General features: G+C 33.4%; 21 protein-coding genes and 2 tRNA genes. 15 read left to right on the top strand and 8 right to left on the bottom strand.

The annotated features are described in order from the left end of the window. Nucleotides 1-22 precede the first annotated feature (22 nt). The 4 genes from NCC77_RS21280 to msrB form a co-directional block, all read right to left on the bottom strand. Nucleotides 23-361, bottom strand: a complete 339-nt coding sequence (locus NCC77_RS21280) for a YciI family protein (protein ID WP_250837376.1) — start codon at nt 359-361, stop codon at nt 23-25. Between the two features lie 81 nt (nt 362-442). Further along, a complete protein-coding gene (locus NCC77_RS21275; protein WP_121360172.1) occupies nt 443-895 on the bottom strand; it encodes a carboxymuconolactone decarboxylase family protein in 453 nt (150 codons plus the stop codon). Between the two features lie 381 nt (nt 896-1,276). After that, on the bottom strand, nt 1,277-1,882 hold the full coding sequence (msrA, locus tag NCC77_RS21270) for a peptide-methionine (S)-S-oxide reductase MsrA (protein ID WP_250837375.1): 606 nt from the start codon (nt 1,880-1,882) through the stop codon (nt 1,277-1,279). A gap of 7 nt (nt 1,883-1,889) precedes the next feature. Beyond that, a complete protein-coding gene (gene msrB / locus NCC77_RS21265) occupies nt 1,890-2,444 on the bottom strand; it encodes a peptide-methionine (R)-S-oxide reductase MsrB (protein WP_250837374.1) in 555 nt (184 codons plus the stop codon). Between the two features lie 294 nt (nt 2,445-2,738). Between msrB and idi the strand changes: the two genes are divergently transcribed. The 7 genes from idi (at nt 2,739) to NCC77_RS21230 (ending at nt 5,846) form a co-directional block, all read left to right on the top strand. After that, complete coding sequence (idi, locus tag NCC77_RS21260) at nt 2,739-3,266, top strand: isopentenyl-diphosphate Delta-isomerase (RefSeq protein ID WP_073408979.1); 528 nt, start codon at nt 2,739-2,741, stop codon at nt 3,264-3,266. A 20-nt stretch (nt 3,267-3,286) separates the two neighbouring features. Continuing rightward, on the top strand, nt 3,287-3,697 hold the full coding sequence (locus NCC77_RS21255) for a 6-carboxytetrahydropterin synthase (protein WP_066033610.1): 411 nt from the start codon (nt 3,287-3,289) through the stop codon (nt 3,695-3,697). A 3-nt stretch (nt 3,698-3,700) separates the two neighbouring features. Beyond that, nucleotides 3,701-4,159 (top strand): peroxiredoxin, encoded by a 459-nt coding sequence (locus NCC77_RS21250; RefSeq protein WP_250837373.1) that lies wholly within the window; start codon nt 3,701-3,703, stop codon nt 4,157-4,159. Between the two features lie 58 nt (nt 4,160-4,217). Next, entirely contained in the window at nt 4,218-5,186 is a 969-nt protein-coding gene (locus NCC77_RS21245) for a type I phosphomannose isomerase catalytic subunit (RefSeq protein WP_250837372.1), read from the top strand. Between the two features lie 57 nt (nt 5,187-5,243). Beyond that, nucleotides 5,244-5,510, top strand: a complete 267-nt coding sequence (locus NCC77_RS21240) for a hypothetical protein (RefSeq protein WP_111364281.1) — start codon at nt 5,244-5,246, stop codon at nt 5,508-5,510. 76 nt (nt 5,511-5,586) lie between these two features. Continuing rightward, a tRNA-Thr gene (locus NCC77_RS21235) sits at nt 5,587-5,660 on the top strand. 112 nt (nt 5,661-5,772) lie between these two features. After that, a tRNA-Thr gene (locus NCC77_RS21230) sits at nt 5,773-5,846 on the top strand. A 341-nt stretch (nt 5,847-6,187) separates the two neighbouring features. Here the strand turns inward: NCC77_RS21230 and NCC77_RS21225 are convergent. The 3 genes from NCC77_RS21225 to htpG all read right to left on the bottom strand — a co-directional run bounded on the left by NCC77_RS21225 (nt 6,188) and on the right by htpG (nt 9,991). Further along, the gene (locus NCC77_RS21225) at nt 6,188-6,943 is read right to left on the bottom strand and encodes a DUF4369 domain-containing protein (protein ID WP_250837371.1); all 756 of its coding nucleotides are present in this window, start codon (nt 6,941-6,943) and stop codon (nt 6,188-6,190) included. A gap of 135 nt (nt 6,944-7,078) precedes the next feature. Then, entirely contained in the window at nt 7,079-7,912 is an 834-nt protein-coding gene (locus tag NCC77_RS21220) for a hypothetical protein (protein ID WP_250837370.1), read from the bottom strand. A gap of 195 nt (nt 7,913-8,107) precedes the next feature. Further along, nucleotides 8,108-9,991, bottom strand: a complete 1,884-nt coding sequence (gene htpG, locus NCC77_RS21215; protein WP_250837369.1) for a molecular chaperone HtpG — start codon at nt 9,989-9,991, stop codon at nt 8,108-8,110. A gap of 204 nt (nt 9,992-10,195) precedes the next feature. Between htpG and NCC77_RS21210 the strand changes: the two genes are divergently transcribed. From NCC77_RS21210 to NCC77_RS21185, 6 genes are all read left to right on the top strand, one after another. After that, entirely contained in the window at nt 10,196-10,699 is a 504-nt protein-coding gene (locus NCC77_RS21210) for a lipocalin family protein (RefSeq protein ID WP_250837368.1), read from the top strand. 19 nt (nt 10,700-10,718) lie between these two features. Then, the gene (locus tag NCC77_RS21205; protein WP_250837367.1) at nt 10,719-11,414 is read left to right on the top strand and encodes a YiaD family glycine zipper/OmpA-like lipoprotein; all 696 of its coding nucleotides are present in this window, start codon (nt 10,719-10,721) and stop codon (nt 11,412-11,414) included. Nucleotides 11,415-11,521: 107 nt separating this feature from the next. Then, on the top strand, nt 11,522-12,472 hold the full coding sequence (locus NCC77_RS21200) for an ABC transporter ATP-binding protein (protein ID WP_250837366.1): 951 nt from the start codon (nt 11,522-11,524) through the stop codon (nt 12,470-12,472). A gap of 275 nt (nt 12,473-12,747) precedes the next feature. Next, nucleotides 12,748-13,755 carry a 3-oxoacyl-ACP synthase III family protein gene (locus NCC77_RS21195; RefSeq protein WP_095929390.1) on the top strand — a complete coding sequence of 336 codons (1,008 nt, stop codon included), beginning with the start codon at nt 12,748-12,750 and terminating at the stop codon, nt 13,753-13,755. 372 nt (nt 13,756-14,127) lie between these two features. Next, nucleotides 14,128-14,451 (top strand): GIY-YIG nuclease family protein, encoded by a 324-nt coding sequence (locus tag NCC77_RS21190; RefSeq protein WP_250837365.1) that lies wholly within the window; start codon nt 14,128-14,130, stop codon nt 14,449-14,451. A 180-nt stretch (nt 14,452-14,631) separates the two neighbouring features. Continuing rightward, the gene (locus NCC77_RS21185; protein WP_250837364.1) at nt 14,632-15,303 is read left to right on the top strand and encodes a copper homeostasis protein CutC; all 672 of its coding nucleotides are present in this window, start codon (nt 14,632-14,634) and stop codon (nt 15,301-15,303) included. Nucleotides 15,304-15,400: 97 nt separating this feature from the next. Here NCC77_RS21185 and NCC77_RS21180 read toward each other — a convergent pair whose 3' ends face one another. Continuing rightward, on the bottom strand, nt 15,401-17,821 hold the full coding sequence (locus tag NCC77_RS21180; RefSeq protein WP_250837363.1) for a TonB-dependent receptor: 2,421 nt from the start codon (nt 17,819-17,821) through the stop codon (nt 15,401-15,403). A 332-nt stretch (nt 17,822-18,153) separates the two neighbouring features. Here NCC77_RS21180 and argS point away from each other — a divergent pair, with 332 nt between their 5' ends. Then, nucleotides 18,154-19,932 (top strand): arginine--tRNA ligase, encoded by a 1,779-nt coding sequence (gene argS, locus NCC77_RS21175; RefSeq protein WP_250837362.1) that lies wholly within the window; start codon nt 18,154-18,156, stop codon nt 19,930-19,932. A gap of 358 nt (nt 19,933-20,290) precedes the next feature. After that, nucleotides 20,291-23,482, top strand: a complete 3,192-nt coding sequence (locus NCC77_RS21170; protein WP_250837361.1) for a SusC/RagA family TonB-linked outer membrane protein — start codon at nt 20,291-20,293, stop codon at nt 23,480-23,482. Nucleotides 23,483-23,484: the final 2 nt, after the last annotated feature.

The following is a 23,484-nucleotide window of genomic DNA, read 5'->3' as shown; positions in this document are numbered from 1 at the left end:
TTATATAAGTTAGTTCAAAAATCTAAACCGCCATTCTAATTTCGACATTTCCGCCAAAATTTAAAACTGGACATCCTTGTGCGATTTCGGCAGCTTCATCGTAATCTTTGGCTTTAATAATGATTAAACCGCCAATAGATTCTTTAATTTCAACAAAAGGTCCGTCGGTAATCCCTTTATTCGATTTTACAAGTTTTCCTTGTCCGTCCCAGCGTTGTAAAGGTCTTGCTAGTTTATCTTGCGCGGCCAAACTTCCAAACCAGTTTTGCCATTGCTGTAAATGCTGTTGCAATTCTTCTGGAGACGGCTGGGTTTCTTTTGTTTTAAAATCTCTTCTGAAAATCAATAAAAACTCATTCATTTTTTTATGTTTTATAATTGAATAATCTGCTTTTAAGTTTTATAAAGTTAATTGTTTTTAGAGAATAAAATCAATTAGGATTTACCCGAATTGTCCCACTCTGTAAGTTCCTGGCGTGTTGGCAAAAGTAATGTTTAGGCGATTCCAAGCGTTAATTGCAGCAACGGCAAGCGTAAGATCGATTAATTCTTGTTCTGTAAATTCAGCTTTTGCAATTTCGTAGATTTCGTCTGGAACATCGCAGGCATTTACAGCTTCTGCCAGAGCCAAAGCAACTCTTTCTCTTTTTGTATAATAAGGAGCTTCTCTCCAAACGCTTAATCCAAATAAACGCTGTGTTGTTTCTCCAGCGGCTAAAGCTTCTTTTGAATGCATATCTAAACAATAACCGCAGTTGTTGATTTGAGAGATTCTGAAATTGATTAATTCCATAAGAGATGATTCGATTGTTGCTTTTTTCAAATAACCGCTGATTCCAAATAATGTACTAACTGCTTTTTGTCCTTGTTCGAATAAATTAAGTCTAGTTTCCATAATGTATAATTTTTTAATTGTTTATACCCTAATAACAATCGAACTTTCAGGATTGGACAAAAAAGAGAAAAAAAATAAAATATTTTTTCAATTAAAAGAAAAACCCAGTATTTACAAGGGTTTGTAAAATAAAAAAAGTTGCCTTTTTGAAGTCAGCCTTCGTTAGTTAATAGGATATTTCTAATATTATTCTATCGATAAACCCCAGCGGGGTGAAATATTTATAGAATTTTATATAAACAAATAAAAAAAGCTCCAGAGGAGCGACATATATTTAGGTTATAAAAATATATGTCGCTCCTCTGGAGCTTTGTATGGCAGAAATATTCTTGTTATAAATATTTCGCTTCTCCGAAGCTTTACAATACCAATTGTTACTATTTATTTCTTTTTCAGTTTATCTTTAAAAACCTTTTCAAACTTTTCTATTTTAGGCTGAATGACCATTTTGCAATACGGCTGATTTTTATTGTTTGCATAATAGTTTTGATGATAATCTTCTGCTTTATAAAAAACTTTGAACGGCTCAACTTTTGTCACAATTGGATTGTTGTACACTTTAGCTTTGTTGAGGTCGACAATAATGCTTTGAGCGGCTTTTTTCTGTTCTTCGTTTTTGTAGAAAATAACAGAACGATATTGCGTTCCAACATCTGCCCCCTGACGATTTAAAGTTGTCGGATCGTGAACCGTAAAAAAGACCTTGAAGATTTCGTTAATATCAGTTACGTTTTTGTCGTAAGTAATCTGAACCACTTCGGCGTGGCCAGTTTCTCCTGTGCAAACTTCTTCGTAAGTCGGATTTGCGACTTTTCCGCCAGAAAATCCAGAAACAACAGATTTTACTCCGTCCAGATTTTCGTAAACAGCCTCAACGCACCAGTAACAGCCTCCGCCAAGTGTGATGGTTTCCAGATTCGACTTTTTATTTTGCGAAATGCCATTCAGCGAAAGCGCAAAAAGACATATTAAAAGTATATTTTTCATTTGTAGTTTATTTAGTGTCTGGAATAAAATCAAGAGCAATCGAATTCATGCAGTAGCGTTTTCCAGTTGGTTCTGGACCATCGTCAAAGATGTGTCCTAAATGTCCGCCGCAGCGTCCGCAAAGAGTTTCGGTTCTTTCCATTCCAAGAGAATTATCTTCTTTAAAAACAATGCTTTTTTTGTTTTCCTGTTCAAAGAAACTCGGCCATCCGCAAGTACTCGAAAATTTGGCGGTCGATCTAAAAAGCAAATTACCGCATGAAGCACAGTAATAAGTTCCTTTTTCATCGGTATTCCAATATTTGCCTGTAAAAGGTCTTTCGGTATCAGCCTCACGCATTACGGCATACACATCTGCTGGAAGAACCTTTTTCCATTCGGCGTTGCTTACATTAAGTTTTGTGGTATCGGTATTTGAATAATAAGGATTTCCGGGTTTACTGATTTTATTTTCCATAACGGCTGTTTTTGCAGTTTGTTTTTTTGTGTTTTGTCCGCAGGCCTGAAAAATAAAAAGCGGAATCAAAAAACAGAGGCTGAAAATTAGGTTTTTAGATTTCATAAGTTCTTAGTAGATTAATCTGTATATCAAAGATACGTTGAGAATTAGCTTCAAATTACAGTGTTTATTATTATTGAGATTTTTTTAAGTGTGTTTTAACTTTTTATTAGTTACGTAAAAGAAGACAATGTAGTTTTTATGTCTTAATTTTAACAGCTTTTAAATTTTTAGCATAAATTATAATATTGTAAATCAGTAAAATAGAAATTTGGTCAGAAGCTTACTTTTAGACAAGCTGAATTAGCATTTTTAAGCCATTTCTTTTTTCGTATTTTTGTTTGCTTAAGAAGCCTTATGACAGAAGAAAACGTAATACTAGTTAATCAAAACGATGAACAGATTGGCTTAATGCCAAAATTAGAAGCACATGAAAAAGCGCTTTTGCACCGTGCCTTTTCGGTTTTTATTTTGAATAGTAAAAACGAAATTATGCTGCAACAGCGTGCTCATCATAAATACCACTCTCCGTTGCTTTGGACAAACACTTGCTGCAGTCATCAGAGAGAAGGAGAAACCAACATTGAAGCGGGAAGCCGAAGATTGTTTGAAGAAATGGGTTTTAAAGCCGAATTAAAAGAGTTGTTTCATTTTATATACAAAGCGCCTTTTGATAACGGTTTGACAGAACATGAACTGGACCATGTCATGATTGGTTATTATAATGAGGAGCCAAACATAAATCCAGACGAAGTAGAAGACTGGAAATGGATGAGTATTGAAGATGTTAAAGCAGATATTGAAAAACAGCCCGAAATTTATACCGTATGGTTTAAGATAATTTTTGACGAATTTGATCATTATCTAGAAGACCATAAATTATAGCCAACTAACCAGAAACATAAATGAGAGTAACCATATCAAGAAAAGCGCATTTTAATGCGGCACACCGATTGCATCGAAAGGATTGGTCATTTGAAAAAAACGATGCTGTTTTTGGAAAATGCAATAACCCGAACTTTCATGGTCATAATTATGGTTTAACAGTAAGTGTTACAGGAAAAATTGACCCGGAAACTGGTTTTGTTTTAGATGTGAAAGTATTGGCGGATATTATACGAGAAGAAGTAGAAATTCCGTTTGATCACAAAAATCTGAATTTGGATGTTCCTGAATTTGCAGATTTGAATCCGACTGCAGAGAATATTGCTGTTGTGATATGGAATAAAATTAGACAACGAATTCATGCCGACTTTGATCTTGAAGTGGTGCTGAACGAAACGGAACGAAATTTTGTAACTTATAAAGGAGAATAAAAAATGTCATTAAAAATAGGAGATATAGTTCCGAATTTTACTGCGAAAGACAACAATGGAGAACTTTTTGAAAGCCAAAGCGTTTTAGGAAGAAAGCCAGTGGTAATTTACTTTTATCCAAAAGATAATACGCCTGGTTGTACAACTGAAGCTTGCAGTTTTCGGGATCAATACGAAGATTTTAAAGATTTAGGAGCTGAGGTAATTGGTATTAGCAGCGATAGTGTAAAATCACATCATAAATTTGCAGCTAAACACAAATTGCCTTTTATTTTGCTTTCTGATCAAGATAAAAGATTAAGAAAACTTTTTGGTGTCCGCAATAATTTGTTCGGACTTCTGCCAGGACGCGTTACCTATATAATTGATAAAAATGGTTTGCTAATTTCTATATTTGACAGTGCAAATGCTGCAAAACATATACCGAAAGCCTTAGAAATCGTTCAAGAATTAGTATCGTAGAGTACCAAAATAGTATTAAATTAGAATTAATTAAACAAAAATATATTAGCCTAAAAATATGAGTCAAAATCTATACCCTTTGCAATTTGAACCGATTTTAAAAGAAAGAATCTGGGGAGGAGAAAAATTAAAAACTATTTTAAATAAACCAATCGTTTCTAAAATTACTGGCGAAAGCTGGGAATTGTCTACTGTACAAGGCGATGTGAGTGTAGTTGCAAATGGAGTTTTAAAAGGAAAATCGTTAATGGATTTGATTGATGAAACACCAGATGCGATTTTAGGAACTAAAGTTTATAAAAGATTCGGAAAACAATTTCCGTTACTTTTTAAGTACCTAGATGCAAGAGAAGATCTTTCTATTCAGGTGCATCCAAACGATAAATTGGCAAAAGAGCGTCACAACTCATTCGGAAAGACTGAAATGTGGTATGTAATGCAGGCCGATGCTGATGCTAGAATTATTGTTGGTTTTAAAAAAGATTCTAGTAAAGAAGAATACTTGAAACATTTAGACGACAATACTTTGGTTTCGATCTTAGATGATGTGAAAGCAAAATCTGGAGATGTTTTCTTCTTAGAAACCGGAACGGTTCACGCAATTGGAGCTGGATTAGTAGTTGCCGAAATTCAGCAGACTTCTGATATTACATATCGTTTATACGATTTTGATCGTGTAGATGCACAAGGAAATAAAAGAGAATTGCACGTAGATCTTGCATTAGATGCCATTAACTATAATAAAGTTGATACGCAGAAAAAATACGAGTCTAAAGTGAATACTTCAAATACTGTTGTTGACTGTCCTTATTTTACAACTAATTTCCTTCCTTTAGAAGACAAAGTGGAAGTAGTTAAGAACGGAGAAACATTTACGGTTTATATGTGTATTGAAGGAAGTTTCGAAATCGAATATGACGGATTTAAGCATACTTATATTAAAGGAGATACTGTCTTAATTCCAGCTGCGATAAATGCATTTAATTTGAGCGGAAAAGCTTCAATTTTAGAAATTTACATTTCTTAGCATTAAATTTAAAGATAATATGTACTTTTGCAGACGCAAATTAAAATAATAAGAAAAATGGCAAACGTTAAGAATTTAAAGAAAGACATCAACTTCGTATTAGGAGATATTATTGAAGCTGTTTACTTGTTTGAGATGTCAACAACAGGAAATCCTACTCCAGAAACGAATGCTTTGGTCGATGAAGCTATCGCTGCATTCGATACTTTGATTACAAAAGTGAACGCAAAGAACGTTGAAAATAAAAAAGCACACTTCAAGCAAATTAATGTTGAATTAGAACAAGCTGCTAATCAATTGATTGAAAAAATCAACGCATTATAAGCAAAAAAAAGTGTAAAAAAGTGCAAATTTATTTTGGGAAATTGAAAAACCGCTTTATATTTGCACCCGTAATGACGCCGATGTAGCTCAGCTGGCTAGAGCAGCTGATTTGTAATCAGCAGGTCGTGGGTTCGAGTCCCTCTATCGGCTCAAAAAACGGAAACCATTCGCCTCGGCGAATGGTTTTTTTAATTATAGAGAGAGGTGTGAAATTTTTTTTGGAATATTAAAAAACATTTATATCTTTGCACTCGCAAAATAGGCCGATGTAGCTCAGCTGGCTAGAGCAGCTGATTTGTAATCAGCAGGTCGTGGGTTCGAGTCCCTCTATCGGCTCAAAAACCATCACAGAAATGTGGCGGTTTTTTTTATGCCATTTTTTAAAATTTCAATTCTAAAATTCCAAATGCCAATTTTTCGGCGAAGAAGAAGTTACACTAGGAATTCGAAAAAGATTGGTGGTTTTCTTTACGGAAGTTTTTCAAATATAGCTCGCGGTTTCAACCACAGAAAGCATATTAAATGAAACGTATTGCATTGTGGTGATTTAATTGTGTTTTAAAGATTGAAAATCGCTGGCGATAGCATTTATATCCTTTGTGGGATTTTTGTTGAATTTAAGCATAAAAAAAAACGTCCTGATAATTCAGGACGTTTTTCATTGTTGCTTTTATGTTTTATTCAGCTGGAGCTGGAGTTGTTGCAGCTGCTGGAGCATTTTGTTCTGCTTTTTTAACTTCAGCCACATACTTAGTTAGTTTCTTTCCGTAAAGTGATTGAGCCACTTTTGGAGTCATTGATTTTTGAATCGTATCAAGAAACTTAAGGTTGATATCGTAAATTTCTGCTAAAGCAATATAAGGCGCTACTTCGTGATCTTTATTGTTGATGGCAAAGTTTGTAGCGTATAAATATTTTCTTTTGATGTTTGACTGTTGTTTCGCGTCAATACTGTCAACTGCTTTTTGATCTTGTCTTTTTAAAGCTTTGAATTTTGATTCTACCATAGACAAGTTTTCGTCTCTAAAACGTGTGTTTATTTTTTGGTATTCCTCATATAATTCCTGGTTTTTAGATCCAGTAATTTTTGCACCAGCAATGAAGTTGTCCAGATTAGTATCGATATTGATAGTTCCTGGCTCGGCAAAGAATAAAATGTTATTGTCTAATGAGTTTGTTACACCTCGATCCAAATATAAATAGAGCATTTCTGGAGATTCTAATTTAATATCTCTTTCAAAAGCTGAGTTTCCATCAATTTTGATGCTGTCAATAGCAACAAGAGAAGTGTCGACAATTCTTTGGATATATAAAGTTCCGGTTTTTAAACCTTTAATGTTTCCTGTGATGTGTAGGTTATCAGCAGCTGATTCTTTTTTGCTGCAAGATGCTAATACTGCAAGAGTAACAAAAGCAATTAGTGTTTTTTTCATTAGTTTTTGAGATTTTGGTGCAAAATAAAGAAAATAGTTTAAATGTAAATAGGGGGTGATGTTTTATTTTTTATAAAAAAAATAAATCCCAATTTATTTCTAAATTGGGATTCTAAAGTAATGCAAGAAAAGGTTTTACATCGACAAAATAAACGAAGTGCCATTTTCGTGCGTATACGTGTAATTTGAGTCGCAGTCATTGTTTCCGTAATCTATAACTCCGTTTAAAATACCTCCTTGTACTTTTAATTGTCCTTTGGAGATAAATAGGCATGAATATTTTTTAATTAGCGGTTCTTTTACTGTCAAAGTAAGTGCTACACCATTTGAAGATGTTACGGTATGCGTGCCATCGATAATTTCATAAACGTTGTCAGATAAAATCAAAGGCGTGTCTGCGCCTGCAGTTTGTTTAGTAGTGTAAGTTCCTGAATTGGTATAAACTCCTCCTTGTAAATCTGTTAATTTTCCATTCATAACTTTTCTAGTCCATTGCGGTGTAGAAGCAACAGTTGTAGTGTTTGTATATTCAATAGTTCCTTCTAATTTGATGTCTTTTATAGAATAGTCAATTCTTTTAATTGTCATTTTGCTTCCAGTTTCTGTAATGGGTCCAGAAAGCGTTACTTCTAGTTTTCCTTTACGCGTAAGATTATTTTCGTCTTTGCATCCTGCTGTTCCAAAATCGGCTAAAAAGACTTTAGGGTAATTTCCTCCATTTGGCGTTGTAATGGTAATTGTTGCGCAAATTCCAGGAGGTGTATCGGCAGGTTTTCCAGAAGTTGAGGTGCTTGTGCTGATTAAAAGACTGGTGTTAAGATCCATTTCGTTTGAAGCGTCAACGGCAACTGAAGCTCCAATGCTGGTCAAGTCTGTTGAAACGGCCGGGTCGTTATTGTCGCTTGAACAAGAGACATATAAAAGTGCTGTAGCACAAATGGTTGTTAATAAAATAGCAGTTTTTTTCATAGGGTCTTTTTGTTTTGGGTTAGATTAATAAGGCAGTCAAATGTAATAAAAAATTTGAATTGCAATAAAGATCATTTAGTGGTAATCTATAGCGCTTTATAACGAATTTTTGAAGAAAAAATTATGGTTGAAGAGATGAGAAATAAAAAAAGCTGCCCAGTTTGGGCAGCTTTTACTAAGATAGCATCTAAATGCTTATTTGATCATTTCGAAACTTCTTTTTACGAAAGCAGTAAGCGCTTCGCCTTTTAACAGGTTTTGAGATAATTTAGCTAAATCTAAAGCTTGCTTAACTAAATGCTCTTGGTGTGTTTTGTCTTCTGTATTTAAAATACTTGAAGCTAAATCAGAATTGGTGTTTACAACCAGATTGTACATTTCTGGCATATTACCCATTCCGAACATTCCGCCACCACCTGTTTGGCTCATTTCTTTCATTCTACGCATAAATTCTGGTTGCGTGATGATGAATGGAGCTGCTTGAGAATCCATAGCTTCCAATTGAACGCTGTATGCTTTTGGAATATAAGCTTCTAAAGAAGTTTTTAAAGCTGCTTTTTCGTCATCAGAAAGTTTAGAAATAGTGTTTTCTTCTTTTTTGATTAAATTGTCAATGTGATCAGAGTCAACACGTACAAAAGTTAATCCGCTATTGTCGTTTTCGATTTTTTGAATCAAATGCGAAATAATAGGAGAATCTAAAAGCAATACTTCGTAGCCTTTGTCTTTTGCTGCTTCAATGTAAGAATGCTGAGCATCTTTATTTCCAGCATAAAGAACTACTAATTTATCATCTTTATCAGTTTGGTTTTCTTTTAGTTTTTCTTTTAATTCTTCTAATGTAAAGTAAGTGTCATCTACAGTTGGATACAAAACAAATGCACCTGCTTTTTCGTAGAATTTCTCTTCAGAAAGCATTCCGTATTCTAAAACGATTTTAATATCGTTCCATTTTGCTTCAAAATCAGCACGGTTTTCGTTAAATAAAGCTTTTAATTTATCTGCTACTTTACGAGTAATGTAGTTTGAGATTTTCTTAACAGCTCCGTCTGCCTGTAAACCAGAACGAGAAACGTTCAATGGAATATCTGGAGAATCGATAACACCTTTTAACATTGTCAAAAATTCAGGAACAATTCCTTCTACGTTGTCTGTAACGTAAACTTGGTTTTGGTACAACTGAATTTTATCTTTTTGGATTTGCATATCATTACCCAATTTCGGGAAATACAAAATACCAGTTAAGTTAAAAGGATAATCTACATTTAAATGAATGTGGAATAATGGCTCTTCAAATTGCATTGGATACAATTCTCTGTAGAAGTTTTTGTAATCTTCGTCAGATAATTCAGAAGGCTGTTTTGTCCAAGCTGGATTTGGGTTGTTGATAATGTTGTCTGTTTCAACCGTTTCATTAACGTAATCTTCTGGAGCATCTTCTGGTTTAGGAAGAGTTTCAGTTCTTGTTCCGAATTTAATCGGAATAGGCATGAACTTGTTGTATTTGTTTAATAAACCACTAATTTTAGAATCATCTAAAAATTCAAGAGAATCTTCAGCAATATGAAGAATGATTTCTGTTCCGCGTGAAGTTTTGTCAGCTGGTTCTAAAGTAAATTCAGGACTTCCGTCACATGTCCAATGTGCCGCTGGCTCATCTTTGTATGATTTCGTAATGATTTCAACTTTTTCAGCTACCATAAAAGCAGAGTAGAAACCAAGACCAAAATGTCCGATAATTCCAGAATCTTTAGCAGAATCTTTGTACTTGTCTAAAAATTCTTCAGCACCAGAAAAGGCTACCTGATTAATGTATTTTTCAACTTCATCAGCAGTCATTCCCAAACCTTGATCGATAATGTGGATTTTTTTACCTTCTTTATCTACTTTTACTTCGATAATTGGGTTTCCGTATTCCACTTTAGCTTCACCAATGCTAATAAGATGTTTTAATTTTAAAGTAGCATCAGTACCATTAGAAACAAGCTCGCGTAAGAAAATTTCGTGGTCGCTGTATAAGAACTTTTTAATTAAAGGAAAAATGTTTTCTACTGAAACATTAATTTTACCTGTTGCCATATTTTTTAATTTTTGATTTAATTTGATGATTTTCATTCGTTCAAATAAAATACCAATTGTATTTTGGGTGACAAAATGTCGCAAATGTTAATTTTGAAAGAAAATAAATAGATTCTAAAACGAAAATTATCTTTATGAATCGTATATTTGTGGTACAATAATTGTTAAAAAGGCAAGTATTAATCTAAAAAAAAATTGTACAAAATGAAGAAGAGTATTTTTATATGCTTGATTGCCGCTATGTTCTTTGCGTGTAAATCAGCTTCGTCAACAGCTTCATCTTCTGAGGCTACTACGCTTTCGACAAAACTTGACAAATCGACTCAAGTAGCGCTAAAAGGAAATTGGGTACTTACCAATGTTTCTTACCCAGGTTCTGATTATATCAAAGTAAATTCATTTGATCTTGCAGATTCAAAATGTTTTATTGGAAGTACTTGGAGCTTTATTTCGAATAATAATAAAGGAACAATGGCTTTGACTTCGCCAAGTTGTACTGGATTTTCTTCGCCAATTGTATGGAGTATCAACAATCAAGGTTTGTTTGTGTTGAAAATTCTTAATGCAGGAGAAAAAGCGAAGAAAGTAAGAGATGGTTATTTGCTTAAAGTTGCAGGTGTAACTGAAAGTTCTTTTCAGTTAATTGATAATATCAATGTAGGTGGTCAGGTAAAAGATGTGGTTTACCAATTTCAAAGAGCTAATTAATATTTTAAAGATATAGAAAATGAGAAAGATAACGGTTTTAGGTTTAAGTAGTTTAATGGTTATAGCTAGTTTTTTTACAAGCTGTGATTCAGTAAAAAACGCAAATAATACACAAAAAGGAGCGGGAATTGGTGTAGTTGCAGGTGGTGTTATTGGTGGTATTTTAGGAAATAATATCGGACGAGGCGGAAACGCTGCTTTAGGAGCTGCAATTGGAGCTGCAGTAGGTGGAGGAACTGGAGCTTTGATTGGTAATAAAATGGATAAACAAGCTCGTGAAATTGATCAAGCTTTGCCAGGTGCTTCTGTTGAAAGAGTTGGTGAAGGTATTCACTTGACATTAAACGAAAATGCAGTTCGTTTTGATACTAATAAATCTACTTTGACAACTCAAGCAAAAGCTAATTTAGATAAATTAGTTCCTGTATTTAATGAGTATGGAGATACAGATATTCAAATTTTTGGTTACACAGATAATACTGGGAAACCAGAATATAACTTGACACTTTCTGGACAAAGAGCTGCTTCTGTGCAAGCTTATTTAGTTTCAAAAGGATTAAAATCAAGCCGTTTCAAAACTTCAGGTTTAGGAATTGCAGATCCAATTGCAACAAATGATACTCCAGAAGGTAGAGCTCAAAACCGTCGTGTTGAATTCTCAATTACAGCAAACGACAAAATGGTAAATGACGCTAAAGCAGAAGCTGGAAAATAGTTTCTAATAAAATAAATTATCAAAAAAGCTGTTTCAAATAATTGAAGCAGCTTTTTTTTGACTTTAGAAATTAAACATTGTAAATTTGACGACTCATATTACAACTCATGCTTGACATTCAAAATATATCTTTTTCGTACACCGAAAGCCCCGTTATAAAAAACATCTCCTTTTCTATTGAAAAAGGCCAGAATATTGCGATTATTGGTGAGAGTGGCTGCGGAAAAAGTACGCTACTCAAGCTTATATACGGATTATACGATCTGGATGAAGGGAAGATTTTTTATGGTGATAAACCAATCTTGGGACCAAAGTTCAATTTGATTCCAGGGATGCCTTATATGAAATATCTGGCACAGGATTTTGATTTGTCTCCATACGAAACGGTGGCAGAAAACGTAGGTAAGTTTCTCTCGAACGGTTTTGCAAACATGAAAAAGCTTCGTGTTCAGGAATTGTTGGAGATGGTAGAAATGGATCAGTTTGCTAATGTTAAGACTAAATTTCTAAGTGGTGGACAACAGCAAAGAGTGGCGCTGGTTAGAGTTTTGGCTTTAGAACCAGAAGTAATTTTGTTAGACGAGCCATTTAGTCAGATAGATGCTTTTAGAAAAAATGCTTTACGTCGTAATTTATTTCGTTATCTAAAACAAAAAGGAATTACATGTATTATTGCAACACATGATAGTACAGATGCTTTGTCTTTTGCCGATCAGGCAATCGTGATGAGAAACGGAGAAGTACTGGTAAAAGACGATCCTTCAAAAATATATGAAGATCCAAAGGTTAAATATGTGGCATCTTTGTTTGGAGAAGTAAATGAAATTCCGACTCATTTATTATTGTCTTACGCAGACGAAACACATAAAACATTAGTTTATCCGCATCAATTTAAAATGGTTTCAGAATCAAAATTGATGGTAAAGATTAGAAGAACTTATTTTAGAGGAAGCCATTATTTAATTGAAACAGTTTACAAAAGGCAATTGATTTTCTTTGAAAGCGAAATAGATTTGCCGATTGAGCAGGAAGTTTTCTTAGCATTAAATTATTTATAATATAACAGCCCGAGGATTTAAAAAAAGATTCTCGGGTTTCTTTTTTAAATAAAACTGGTTTTTAAGTAAATGTTCAACAAACCTCAGATGCACTTTTCAATTTTTAGCAGAAATTAAGATGTATTATTGATTTTTTACGATATAAAATGGCGCAATGCAATGTATAATTAAACTATATTAAATTGTTAATAACGAAAAAAATAGTATTTTGTGTACGTATTTTTTAAAGTATGCGTAAATTTGCAATCCAATTTTTTAATAAATAATAATAGATTATGTATCATTCAAAAATAGCTGGTTTAGGATATTATGTTCCTTCCAATGTGGTGACTAACGATGATTTGTCTAAGATAATGGATACCAATGATGAATGGATTCAGGAGAGAACTGGAATTCAGGAAAGAAGACACATTATCCGTGGAGAAGATACCACAACTTCAATGGGAGTAAAAGCAGCTAAAATTGCGATAGAACGTTCTGGCGTTGCCAAAGAAGATATTGATTTTGTAGTTTTTGCTACATTAAGTCCAGATTATTATTTTCCAGGACCAGGAGTTTTGGTTCAAAGAGATTTAGGTTTGAGAACAGTTGGAGCATTGGATGTTAGAAATCAATGTTCTGGTTTTGTTTATGCAATTTCTGTTGCAGATCAATATATTAAAACCGGAATGTATAAAAATATTTTGGTTATTGGTTCTGAAGTTCACTCTACCGGATTAGACATGACAACACGCGGGCGTGGAGTTTCTGTAATTTTTGGAGATGGAGCAGGAGCTGCAGTTTTAAGCCGTGAAGAAGATTTAACGAAAGGAATTTTATCTACACATTTGCACTCTGAAGGTGAGCATGCGGAAGAATTGGCTTTGCAAGCGCCAGGAATGGGAGCGCGTTGGGTAACAGATATTATTGCAGATAATGATCCGAATGATGAAAGTTATTACCCGTATATGAACGGACAATTTGTATTTAAAAATGCTGTAGTTCGTTTTGCTGAAGTAATCAATGAAGGATTGGAAGCAAATGGTCTTCAGGTTTCAGATATTGATATGTTGATTCCGCATCAAGCAAATTTGAGAATTTCGCAATTTATTCAAAATAAATTCAAATTAACAGACGACCAAGTTCATAACAATATTCAGAAATACGGAAACACAACAGCAGCATCTATTCCGATTGCTTTGACTGAGGCTTGGGAACAAGGTAAAATCAAATCTGGAGATACTGTAGTTTTAGCAGCCTTCGGAAGTGGATTTACTTGGGCAAGTGCGATTATTAAATGGTAAAATAATCATCTTACATTATATTTTTTTAAAACCTGCTTCTTGTTCGGAGCAGGTTTTTTTTATAGCCATTTGAGCTGAGCGAAGCCGAAGCTCCCGTTCCAATAGTAGCGCCCTTCGACTTCGCTCAGGGAGACAAAACTTTGATGGCTGTATGTGTTTGATTTCTATTTGTCAGGCTGAGCGAAGTCGAAGCCCACGTTCCAATAGGATCGCCCTTCGACTTCGCTCAGGGTGACAAAGCTTTGACGATTGTATGTGTTTGATTTCTATTTGTCAGGCTGAGCGAAGTCGAAGCCACGTTTCTATTATCACGCTCTTTTTAATATTTTTGAATTAAATTTCTTACTTTTATTGTTTTTGAAGTAAAAAATTATGAAAAGATATTACGTCTATATTTTAAAATGCTCTGATGGAAGTTATTACACAGGAATGACAAATGATATAAATAGAAGACTAAGTGAACATAATTATGGTTTAAATAAAGAAAGCTATACATTTAATAAAAGGCCTTTGGAGTTGGTGTTTTGTACAGAGTTTAATGATGTTATCCAAGCCATTGCATTTGAAAAGCAAGTAAAAGGCTGGAGCAGAAAAAAGAAAGAAGCTATAATAAAAGATAAATGGGAGGATTTGAAAAAACTTTCACAATGTTTGAACAAAACAACTCATAAAAATTTTAATAAAAAGGATGTTTAGTATTAAATTAGCCGTCGGTTCTGTTTACTATAACAAAGAGACTTGTCAGGCTGAGCGGAGTCGAAGCCCACGTTCCAATAGGAGCGCCCTTCGACTCCGCTCAGGGAGACAAAGATTGAACATAATTTTTTTGCAGCTTGTCAGGCTGAGCGGAGTCGAAGCCATTTTAATACAATACAAATGAAAAAAAATCAACTAGAAATAGCTTGTTTCAATTATGAATCGGCAGTAATTGCTCAAGCAAATGGCGCGGATAGAATTGAGCTATGTGAAAATATGAAACTGGGAGGAACTACGCCAAACTCTATTTTGGTAGTAAAGGTTCGAGAAAGTATAAATATAAAAATGCATGTTATTATAAGGCCTCGAGGTGGTGATTTTGTCTATTCTGACGAAGAACTTACCGAAATGAAACAAGATATCAAGCAATATAAAAAACTAGGCGTTGATGGTTTCGTTTTCGGAATTTTAAAAGAAAACGGAAAAGTAAATAAAAAGCAGAATAAGGAATTAGTGCATTTGGCGCATCCATTATCGTGTACTTTTCACCGTGCTTTTGATGTAGTTAAAAATCCTGAAAAAGCACTTGAAGATGTGATTGATTGTGGCTTCAAAACCATTTTGACTTCAGGTCAAGGTGTGAATGTAGAAGAAGGAATTTTGGCTCTAGAAAGGCTTCAAGAACTAGCGGGAGACAGAATTGAAATTATGCCAGGAGGAGGTTTAAGATCTTCAAATATCAAACTGTTGCAAGAAAAATTAGATCTTACTTATTATCATTCTTCAGCAATCACAGATAATTCTGAAACGGCAAATCCAGAAGAAATAAAGGAGTTGCGTAACTTTTTATAGAATAGAATAAAAAAAAAGTCTGGAGGTGGCAATCTCCAGACTTTTTTTCTACAAGAAATTATTCAAAAAATTATTTAAAAAATTTTCTCAGACAAGATTAGAACATTCCACCCCCGCCTTTGTTAGTATTGTCGTCTCTTTGTTTACGCTGTAAATTTTTGATTTTTCCGCCTCCAAAGTTATAAGTCAAACCAAAGTAAACCGTTTGGCTTTCCCATTTAAACTGACCTGCTTGAGGATAAGGGTACATGGTATCAAAAGCATATTTCATTGTATTGAAAACGTCATTGAAACGAACACTTAAATTCATTTTGTTGTCCAACAAGGTGTAACGTGTACCAATATCCATTTTATACATTTCGTGGCTGTTGTTTTGAAGCCCGTCTGTAGCACCTCTATAGAATCCGAAAGCTAAGAAACTTAAACGTTTGTTTACTTTAAAATTAGAGTTCATACGTCCGTTGAAAGCAGCAACAGTAATTTTTCTATCGATTGGATTACTTGTATTTGTTGCAGGATCGTATTGGAATACAATACCTTGCTGATTAATACTTGAGAAATCAATCGATGGTTGGATATCCCACCATTTTGTGATTTTGTAATTGAAAGAAACTTCAAATCCGTAAGCTGTATTGTGATCGTAGTTGGTAAAACTCATGATTTGTTTTTCCATGCTCGGATCTGCTGGATCAGGATATAAAATTCTGCTGATTTGGTCATTAATACTTCTCACAAAAACTCCAGTTGTAAAACTTCCTTTTTCAAGAGTTTTAGTATAATTTACTTCAACTGAGTTGGTAAACTGAGGTCTTAATTCAGGATTTCCTAATGAAGTAACTAACGGAGTAGCAAATTCACGAATAGGTTTTGTCTGTTCTAAACTCGGACGGTCTACACGACGGCTGTAGCTAAACTGCAACGTGTTTTTCTCATTCAAATTATACGTTAAATATGCTGATGGATACAATGTAATATAATCATCATCAAATTTAGTCTGACCGTAATTTAAGTTAGCTTGTACTTTATAGCTTTCAAAACGCGCACCCAATTGATAGCTAAACTTTTTGTATTTCTGTCCAAATGTTACATAAGCAGAATAAATATCTGTGTCATAAGTATAATGAGACGTTTGATCTGCTACTGGTAACAAAGGATTTCCAGTCACATAATCGTTATCTGTTCTCGTGATTCTTGCCTCAGCTCCAGCTTCAAGGGTTGTTTTTTCGTTTAACGGATTAACATAATCTACGTTTACAGTACTTAAATTTCTAGTTCCTTGCAGAAAATCATTGTATACAATACCCGAAGCAGTATTGTCAATTTTGGTCGTCTTAGTATCAAAAGCAGCATTTTGAGTTTTTTTATTATCACTATAATTTGCTTCAAAATCTAAAGTGTGACCTTCTTTTTTAAAGATGTGTTTGTAGGCCAAATTGTATGTTCCAACTCTGTCAGGTCCCCAATAGCTTGATTTCTGAAAGATATTAGAAATATCAGAACCCGTTACATTATTGTAATCAATATCAGTGTCTACAAAACCTTTTCCGTTAGATTTGTTTTGATTGGTGTAGAAAGACAAAGTATTATGATCATCAATTAAATAATCCATTCCGATTTTGTATAAGTAAGAATCATTATCATTCAAAACAGCTATATTTTGAACTATATCTTGATCAAATCTTTGGATGAATCCTGTGTTTTGGTAAGTGCCAAAGTTTTGCCCCACATTTCCAAAGAAATTTACTTTCCCGGTTTTGTAATTTAAATCTAAAGACTGATTGTATTTTGCCGTTTTACCAAAAGTAATACCGCCACTGTAGCTTCCGTTAAAACCAGTGTTTGCATTTTTGTGCAAGATGATATTAATGATTCCAGACATTCCTTCAGGATTGTATTTTGCACTTGGGTTCGTAATCAATTCAATTTTCTTGATAGAAGTTGAAGGAATTTGTTTTAACAATTGAGCAGGATCAATATTCGTTGGACGCCCATCAATTAATACACGAACATTATCATTTCCGCGAAGCGAAAGCTTTCCGTCCTGATCTACGTTTACAGAAGGAATATTGTTCATGATGTCAGATGCCGAAGCTCCTGCAGTTGTCAAATCTTTACCAACGTTAACTACTTTTCTGTCAATTTTTTGTTCGATTGTAGAACGTTCTGCGATAATGTTAACCCCTTTTAATTGCGTTGCTTCTTCTTCAAGAGCTACATTTACAGTAGCATTTTTTTTGTTTTCGCTCAAAAGAACAGAACCGATATATTTTCTAAATCCAATATATTGAATCTCGATAGTGTAACTTTTTAAAGCAATGTTTTTAAATGAATAGTCTCCGTTATCGTCTGTATTTACTCCAGAAACCACTTTTCCATTTTCTTTAAGCGAAACAGTTGCATAAGAAATCGGCGCATTGTTCGACTTTTCTGTAATTTTTCCAGTAATACTTCCAGTATTCTGGGCCTGTGCAGTTGCGATTATACCTAATAACGCAAACAGAAAGAATTTTAATTTCATGATTTTTTTACTGATTATTTTTGATTTGATTGATGATGATGATTTCGTTTTGTTAGTTTTTTCTTTTTTTCTTTTTCTTGACCTTAAAAAATTAGAGTCTCTATTAAGACTCTTTTACAGTTGATATGTTACAAGAAATTAAATAAAAAAGTGTGTTTTTTTTCTCGTTGGCTGTTTTGTAAGAGATTACGGTTTTGATTTTTTGATAATTTTAACAATTAAAAAATGTGCTTTTTTGTCAAATTGAAATTCTTTTTCTGAATTTAATATGTTTTTGATTTTCTCTAATTGATGAATAAGCAGTATCTTTGCTCACTTTAAAATAAGTTTACATGTCATTATCACAAATTCTTACACCTTCTATACAAAAAGCAATACAAGCATTATTTGATGTTACTGTTGATAAAATCGAGTTTCAAACTACTAGAAAAGAGTTTGAAGGAGATATTACAATGGTAATTTTCCCTTTGCTAAAAGTGATTAAAAGTAATCCGGCTGAATTGGGAAATAAAATTGGAAATTATCTTGTTGAGAATGTTTCTGAGGTTGCTCGCTTTAATGTAGTTTCTGGTTTCTTGAATATTGTTATCTCAGACAGTTATTATGTGAATTTCTTTAACGGAATAAAAGATCAAAAACAGTTTGGTTTTGTAGCTCCAAATCCGGCAGAGAAGGCAATTATGGTAGAATATTCTTCTCCAAACACTAATAAACCTTTGCACTTAGGACACGTTCGTAACAATTTGTTAGGATATTCTGTTGCAGAGATTTTAAAAGCTTCTGGTAAAAAAGTGTATAAAACTCAAATTATCAACGATAGAGGAATTCATATTTGTAAATCAATGCTGGCTTGGGAGAAATTCGGAAACGGAGAAACGCCTGAAGCATCTGGTTTAAAAGGGGACAAATTAGTTGGTAAATACTACGTTGAGTTTGATAAAGCTTACAAAAATGAAATTAACGGTTTAATAGAAACTGGTAAAACGGAAGAAGAAGCCAAAAAACAAGCGCCAATTATTATCGAAGCGCAAGATATGCTTAAGAAATGGGAAGCTGGTGACGAAAAAGTGATTGAGCTTTGGAAAAAAATGAACGAATGGGTTTATGAAGGTTTCGCAACAACTTACAGTAATCTTGGAGTTAATTTTGATAAATATTACTACGAAAGCAATACTTATTTATTAGGAAAAGATGTTGTTCAGGTAGGTTTGGATAAGGGCGTTTTCGAAAAAGATCCAGATGGTTCTGTTTGGATTGATTTGACAGACGAAGGTCTTGACAGAAAAATTGTTTTACGTTCTGATGGAACAGCGGTTTATATGACCCAAGATATCGGGACTGCAATCCAGCGTGTTAAAGACATGCCAGATGTTGGAGGAATGGTTTACACTGTAGGAAATGAACAAGATTATCACTTTAAAGTATTATTCTTAATCTTACAGAAATTAGGTTTTGACTGGGCTTCAAGTTTATATCACTTATCATACGGAATGGTAGATTTGCCATCTGGAAAAATGAAAAGCCGTGAAGGAACAGTTGTCGATGCTGATGATTTGATGCAAGATATGACCGATACAGCCAAACAAATCGCAGAAGATTTAGGGAAATTGGATAGCTATTCTGCCGAAGAAAAAGCAATACTGTATAAAACAATTGGATTGGGAGCTTTAAAATATTACATTTTAAAAGTAGATCCTAAAAAACGTATCTTGTTTAACCCAGAAGAATCTGTCGATTTTGCTGGAAATACAGGTCCGTTTATTCAATATACTTACGCGAGAATTCAGTCCATAATCCGTAAAGCCGATTTTGATTTCTCTGCGAAAATTGAAATCGAAGAATTGCATGAAAAAGAGAAAGAATTGGTAAAACAAATCGAACTTTTTCCAGAAGTAATTCAGAATGCGGCTCAAAATCATAGTCCAGCATTAATTGCCAATTATACTTATGATTTGGTAAAAGAATATAACTCTTTTTACCAATCAGTACATATTTTAGGAGAAGTTGATTTAACTAAAAAAATATTCAGAGTGCAGCTTTCTCAAAAGGTTGCAGAGGTAATCAAATCTGCATTCCAGTTATTAGGAATTGAAGTTCCAGAGAGAATGTAAGAATTAAAGCCTAAGAAATTTTAAAGCCAATAGTTTTCGAACTATTGGCTTTTTTTATTGCTTTTTTGGCTTATCCGGTAATATTTGCAGTTTGATTCTATATTAGTTTTGCATCATATTTCACAGTATTTAATTGCATAGTCATTAAGATATCTCCTAATATTCGTTTTTTAACTATTTTGAATTAGTAAGCTTTAGTATAAATGATAAAGGATTAAAACCATCTAATAATAGATGGTTTTTTTGTTTTAAGTATTTGTAAGTTTATTATTATATTTATTGATGTTAAATAAGTGTAAAATCTTGTTAAAATTAATTTAATTTTATAAGTTGCGCCCCTTAATTCAAACAAACTATAATGAAAAGAAAATTTAAAGGATTTGCAATTCTTGTGTTTTTGTTGACTGCTCAATTGTTTTTTGCGCAGGAAAAAACAATTTCAGGAATTGTATCAGATGGCAGCGGACCAATTCCAGGTGCGAATGTTGTGGTAAAAGGAACTAGCAATGGAGTTCAAACCGATTTTGATGGAAAATACAAGATTAAAGCAAAAACAGGAGATGTTCTGGTTTTTTCTTACATGGGGATGAAAGATCAGTCGGTTACCGTTGGAAATTCATCTTCTGTAAATATTAAAATGCAGGAAGGTGGTGAACAATTAGAAGAAGTTGTGGTTCAGGTGGCTTATGGGACACAAAAGAAACAAGAAATTACAGGAGCCGTGACCAAAATTGATTCCAAACAGTTAGAAAATACTCAATCTTCAAATGCAGTTCAATCTCTAAGCGGAAAAGTGGCTGGTGTTCAAATCGCTGCTAATTCTGGACAACCAGGAGATAAGCCTCAAGTAAGATTTAGAGGTATTGGCTCTATTTCATCATCTAATGAGCCATTATACGTAGTTGATGGTATACCATATAATGGAGATATTAATGCAATTGCTTCTCAAGATATTGAATCTATTAGTTTTTTAAAAGATGCGTCGTCAAATGCTCTTTATGGAAGCAGAGGAGCTAATGGAGTAATTATTATTACAACCAAGAAAGGTAAAAAAGGACAGTTGAATGTAACTTATGAAACTAAAATTGGAGTTAATTCGAGAGCAGTTCCAGAATATGATATGATTACTGATCCGGGAGAATATTATAAAGCTATTTATAATAGAATTAGAAATGGATTAATTTATCAAGGCCAAACATCTGCAAATGCATCAGTGACAGCAACTCAAAATTTGATTAATGGAGATACTTACTCTTTAGGATATAATAATTACAATGTTCCAGACAATCAAGTAATAGATCCTGTTACTGGAGAAATTAACTCAAATGCTAAATTATTATACCATGATAATTGGGCTAAAAATTTATTTAGAGATGCGTTAAGAACAGAACATTATCTTAGTCTTTCAGGGAGTACCGAGAAGCTTAATACTTATTTATCTGTAGGATATCTTGCAGACAATGGATATACTATTAACTCTAATTTTAAACGTACAACTGTTAGAGCAAATTTAGATTATACAGTAAATAGTAAAGTTAAAGTTGGTGCCAATTTAAATTATGCAAATTCAGATCAAAATGCACCAATATCGCAAGTTTCATCTACTACTTATAGTAATTTATTTTACTGGTCAAGAAATATTGCACCTATTTATACAATTTGGCAAAGAGATAATAACGGGAGCTTTATTATGAATGCGGATGGTACAAAAGCTTATGAATTTAATAAATCTGGTGATAGACCTTATGGTTCCAATCTTAACCCTTACGCAACTACTTTGTTGAATACAAATTTAAATGAAGAAAATAAATTTGGAGCTCGAGGCTATGTTTCTATAGATTTCTTAAAAGATTTTAATTTTAGATATAATTTAGGTTATGACCTATTATCAGGTTATTATTTAAATACAGCCACTGGACTTGGAGGAGATGCAATCGGGGTTAATGGTAGAATTGGAACAGCCACAAAAACTGATTATACCATAACGAATCAACAATTATTATCTTGGAAAAAAACATTTGGAAATCATAGTTTAGATATTTTAGTAGGTCATGAGTCATCTGATTTTACATCAAAAATGTTAGCTGGACAAAAAAATAATATTGTAATACCTGATTTAACTATTGTAAGCAATGCAACAGTGTATAGCTATTTTGACGGGTATAATGATCTGTATAAAGTTGAAGGTTATTTTTCTAAATTTAATTACAACTACAAAAGTAAGTACTTCATAAATGGTAGTTTTAGAAGAGATGGTTCATCTGTCTTTTCTCCTGAGAATAGATGGGGTAATTTCTACGGATTTGGAGGAGCCTGGTCTGTTGCAAAAGAATCGTTTTTTCCTAAGTCTAAAACGATTACCGATTTAAGAATTAAAGGGAGTTATGGAGAACAAGGAAATGATAATATTTATTATCCTTCAACATCACAAATAAGTCACCGCTCTTATTTCGGAAGTTCAAGAAATTATTATGCGTACCAGACTCAATACGAAATTGTACCTGATGCTGACGGAAACGCAAGTATTCTAACAGTTTATCAAGGAAACAAAGATATTAAATGGGAGAAATCTAAGAACTTAAATATTGGATTTGATATTCAGTTATTTAATAGGTTAAACATTGAAGCTGAATATTTTGAAAGAAATGTAAGTGATTTAATTTATAACCGTCCTAATTCGCCATCTACAGGAGTGTCTTTTATCACTGAGAATATTGGAGATATGTCAAATAAAGGGATAGAAGTCAACTTAGGTCTTGATATATTAAAATCTGACACTGTTGATTTTAATATTTGGGCCAATGCAACACATTACAAAAACAAAGTTACCGCATTGCCTAGTCCATTTACAAATGGTATTTTTAGATTCGAAGTTGGGGCACCAGCATATTCTTATTATATGAGAGAATTTGCAGGTGTAGATAAAACTAATGGAGACGCTTTATGGTATATGGATCAGAAAGACACTTCTGGAAATGTAGTAGGTAAAGTAACTACTAATGTTTATGGAAATGCAACACAATACTTAAGTAAAAAAGATGCGAATCCTGATGTTTATGGAGGATTTGGAACTATGGTAAGATATAAAAATATCACATTACAAGGAAGTTTTGCATACCAGTTCGGAGGATATTTGTATGATGGCCTCTATCAAACATCGATGTATTCAGGTTCAGATAATATTGGACAAAACTATCATAAAGATGTAAACAAAGCGTGGTCGATTGACAATCCAAATTCTGATATTCCAAGAATTGATCATGTTTCAACTCTTCAAATGGCAACATCAGATTATTTCTTGATAAAATCTAACTATATCAGTTTACAAGATGTTTCACTATCATATGATTTTAAAAATAGTCAGCTTTCAGATCTTGGAATTCAATCAACAAAATTTAGTTTGATGGGGTCAAATTTAGCTTTGTGGTCAGAAAGAAAAGGGATGGATCCTAGATTGAACAATTTAGGTGCACGAACTAACAACGGACAATCTCTAAATGTATACGGTGTTATGAAATCTGTATCGTTTGGTTTAACTGTAAATTTTTAAAA

This window comes from Flavobacterium tyrosinilyticum (assembly GCF_023656565.1).
In the GTDB taxonomy this organism is placed as follows: domain Bacteria; phylum Bacteroidota; class Bacteroidia; order Flavobacteriales; family Flavobacteriaceae; genus Flavobacterium; species Flavobacterium tyrosinilyticum.
This window is presented reverse-complemented; position numbering and strand designations above follow the sequence as displayed.

Coding starts and splice junctions, on each gene's coding strand:
- msrA (WP_250837375.1), bottom strand. CDS start 1,882: ATGAAAAATATACTTTTAATATGTCTTTTTGCGCTTTCGCTGAATGGC.
- NCC77_RS21220 (WP_250837370.1), bottom strand. CDS start 7,912: ATGAAAAAAACTGCTATTTTATTAACAACCATTTGTGCTACAGCACTT.
- NCC77_RS21240 (WP_111364281.1), top strand. CDS start 5,244: ATGGCAAACGTTAAGAATTTAAAGAAAGACATCAACTTCGTATTAGGA.
- NCC77_RS21245 (WP_250837372.1), top strand. CDS start 4,218: ATGAGTCAAAATCTATACCCTTTGCAATTTGAACCGATTTTAAAAGAA.
- NCC77_RS21225 (WP_250837371.1), bottom strand. CDS start 6,943: ATGAAAAAAACACTAATTGCTTTTGTTACTCTTGCAGTATTAGCATCT.
- htpG (WP_250837369.1), bottom strand. CDS start 9,991: ATGGCAACAGGTAAAATTAATGTTTCAGTAGAAAACATTTTTCCTTTA.
- NCC77_RS21200 (WP_250837366.1), top strand. CDS start 11,522: ATGCTTGACATTCAAAATATATCTTTTTCGTACACCGAAAGCCCCGTT.
- argS (WP_250837362.1), top strand. CDS start 18,154: ATGTCATTATCACAAATTCTTACACCTTCTATACAAAAAGCAATACAA.
- NCC77_RS21255 (WP_066033610.1), top strand. CDS start 3,287: ATGAGAGTAACCATATCAAGAAAAGCGCATTTTAATGCGGCACACCGA.
- NCC77_RS21275 (WP_121360172.1), bottom strand. CDS start 895: ATGGAAACTAGACTTAATTTATTCGAACAAGGACAAAAAGCAGTTAGT.
- NCC77_RS21210 (WP_250837368.1), top strand. CDS start 10,196: ATGAAGAAGAGTATTTTTATATGCTTGATTGCCGCTATGTTCTTTGCG.
- NCC77_RS21180 (WP_250837363.1), bottom strand. CDS start 17,821: ATGAAATTAAAATTCTTTCTGTTTGCGTTATTAGGTATAATCGCAACT.
- NCC77_RS21280 (WP_250837376.1), bottom strand. CDS start 361: ATGAATGAGTTTTTATTGATTTTCAGAAGAGATTTTAAAACAAAAGAA.
- idi (WP_073408979.1), top strand. CDS start 2,739: ATGACAGAAGAAAACGTAATACTAGTTAATCAAAACGATGAACAGATT.
- NCC77_RS21170 (WP_250837361.1), top strand. CDS start 20,291: ATGAAAAGAAAATTTAAAGGATTTGCAATTCTTGTGTTTTTGTTGACT.
- NCC77_RS21195 (WP_095929390.1), top strand. CDS start 12,748: ATGTATCATTCAAAAATAGCTGGTTTAGGATATTATGTTCCTTCCAAT.
- NCC77_RS21250 (WP_250837373.1), top strand. CDS start 3,701: ATGTCATTAAAAATAGGAGATATAGTTCCGAATTTTACTGCGAAAGAC.
- NCC77_RS21205 (WP_250837367.1), top strand. CDS start 10,719: ATGAGAAAGATAACGGTTTTAGGTTTAAGTAGTTTAATGGTTATAGCT.
- NCC77_RS21185 (WP_250837364.1), top strand. CDS start 14,632: ATGAAAAAAAATCAACTAGAAATAGCTTGTTTCAATTATGAATCGGCA.
- msrB (WP_250837374.1), bottom strand. CDS start 2,444: ATGAAATCTAAAAACCTAATTTTCAGCCTCTGTTTTTTGATTCCGCTT.
- NCC77_RS21190 (WP_250837365.1), top strand. CDS start 14,128: ATGAAAAGATATTACGTCTATATTTTAAAATGCTCTGATGGAAGTTAT.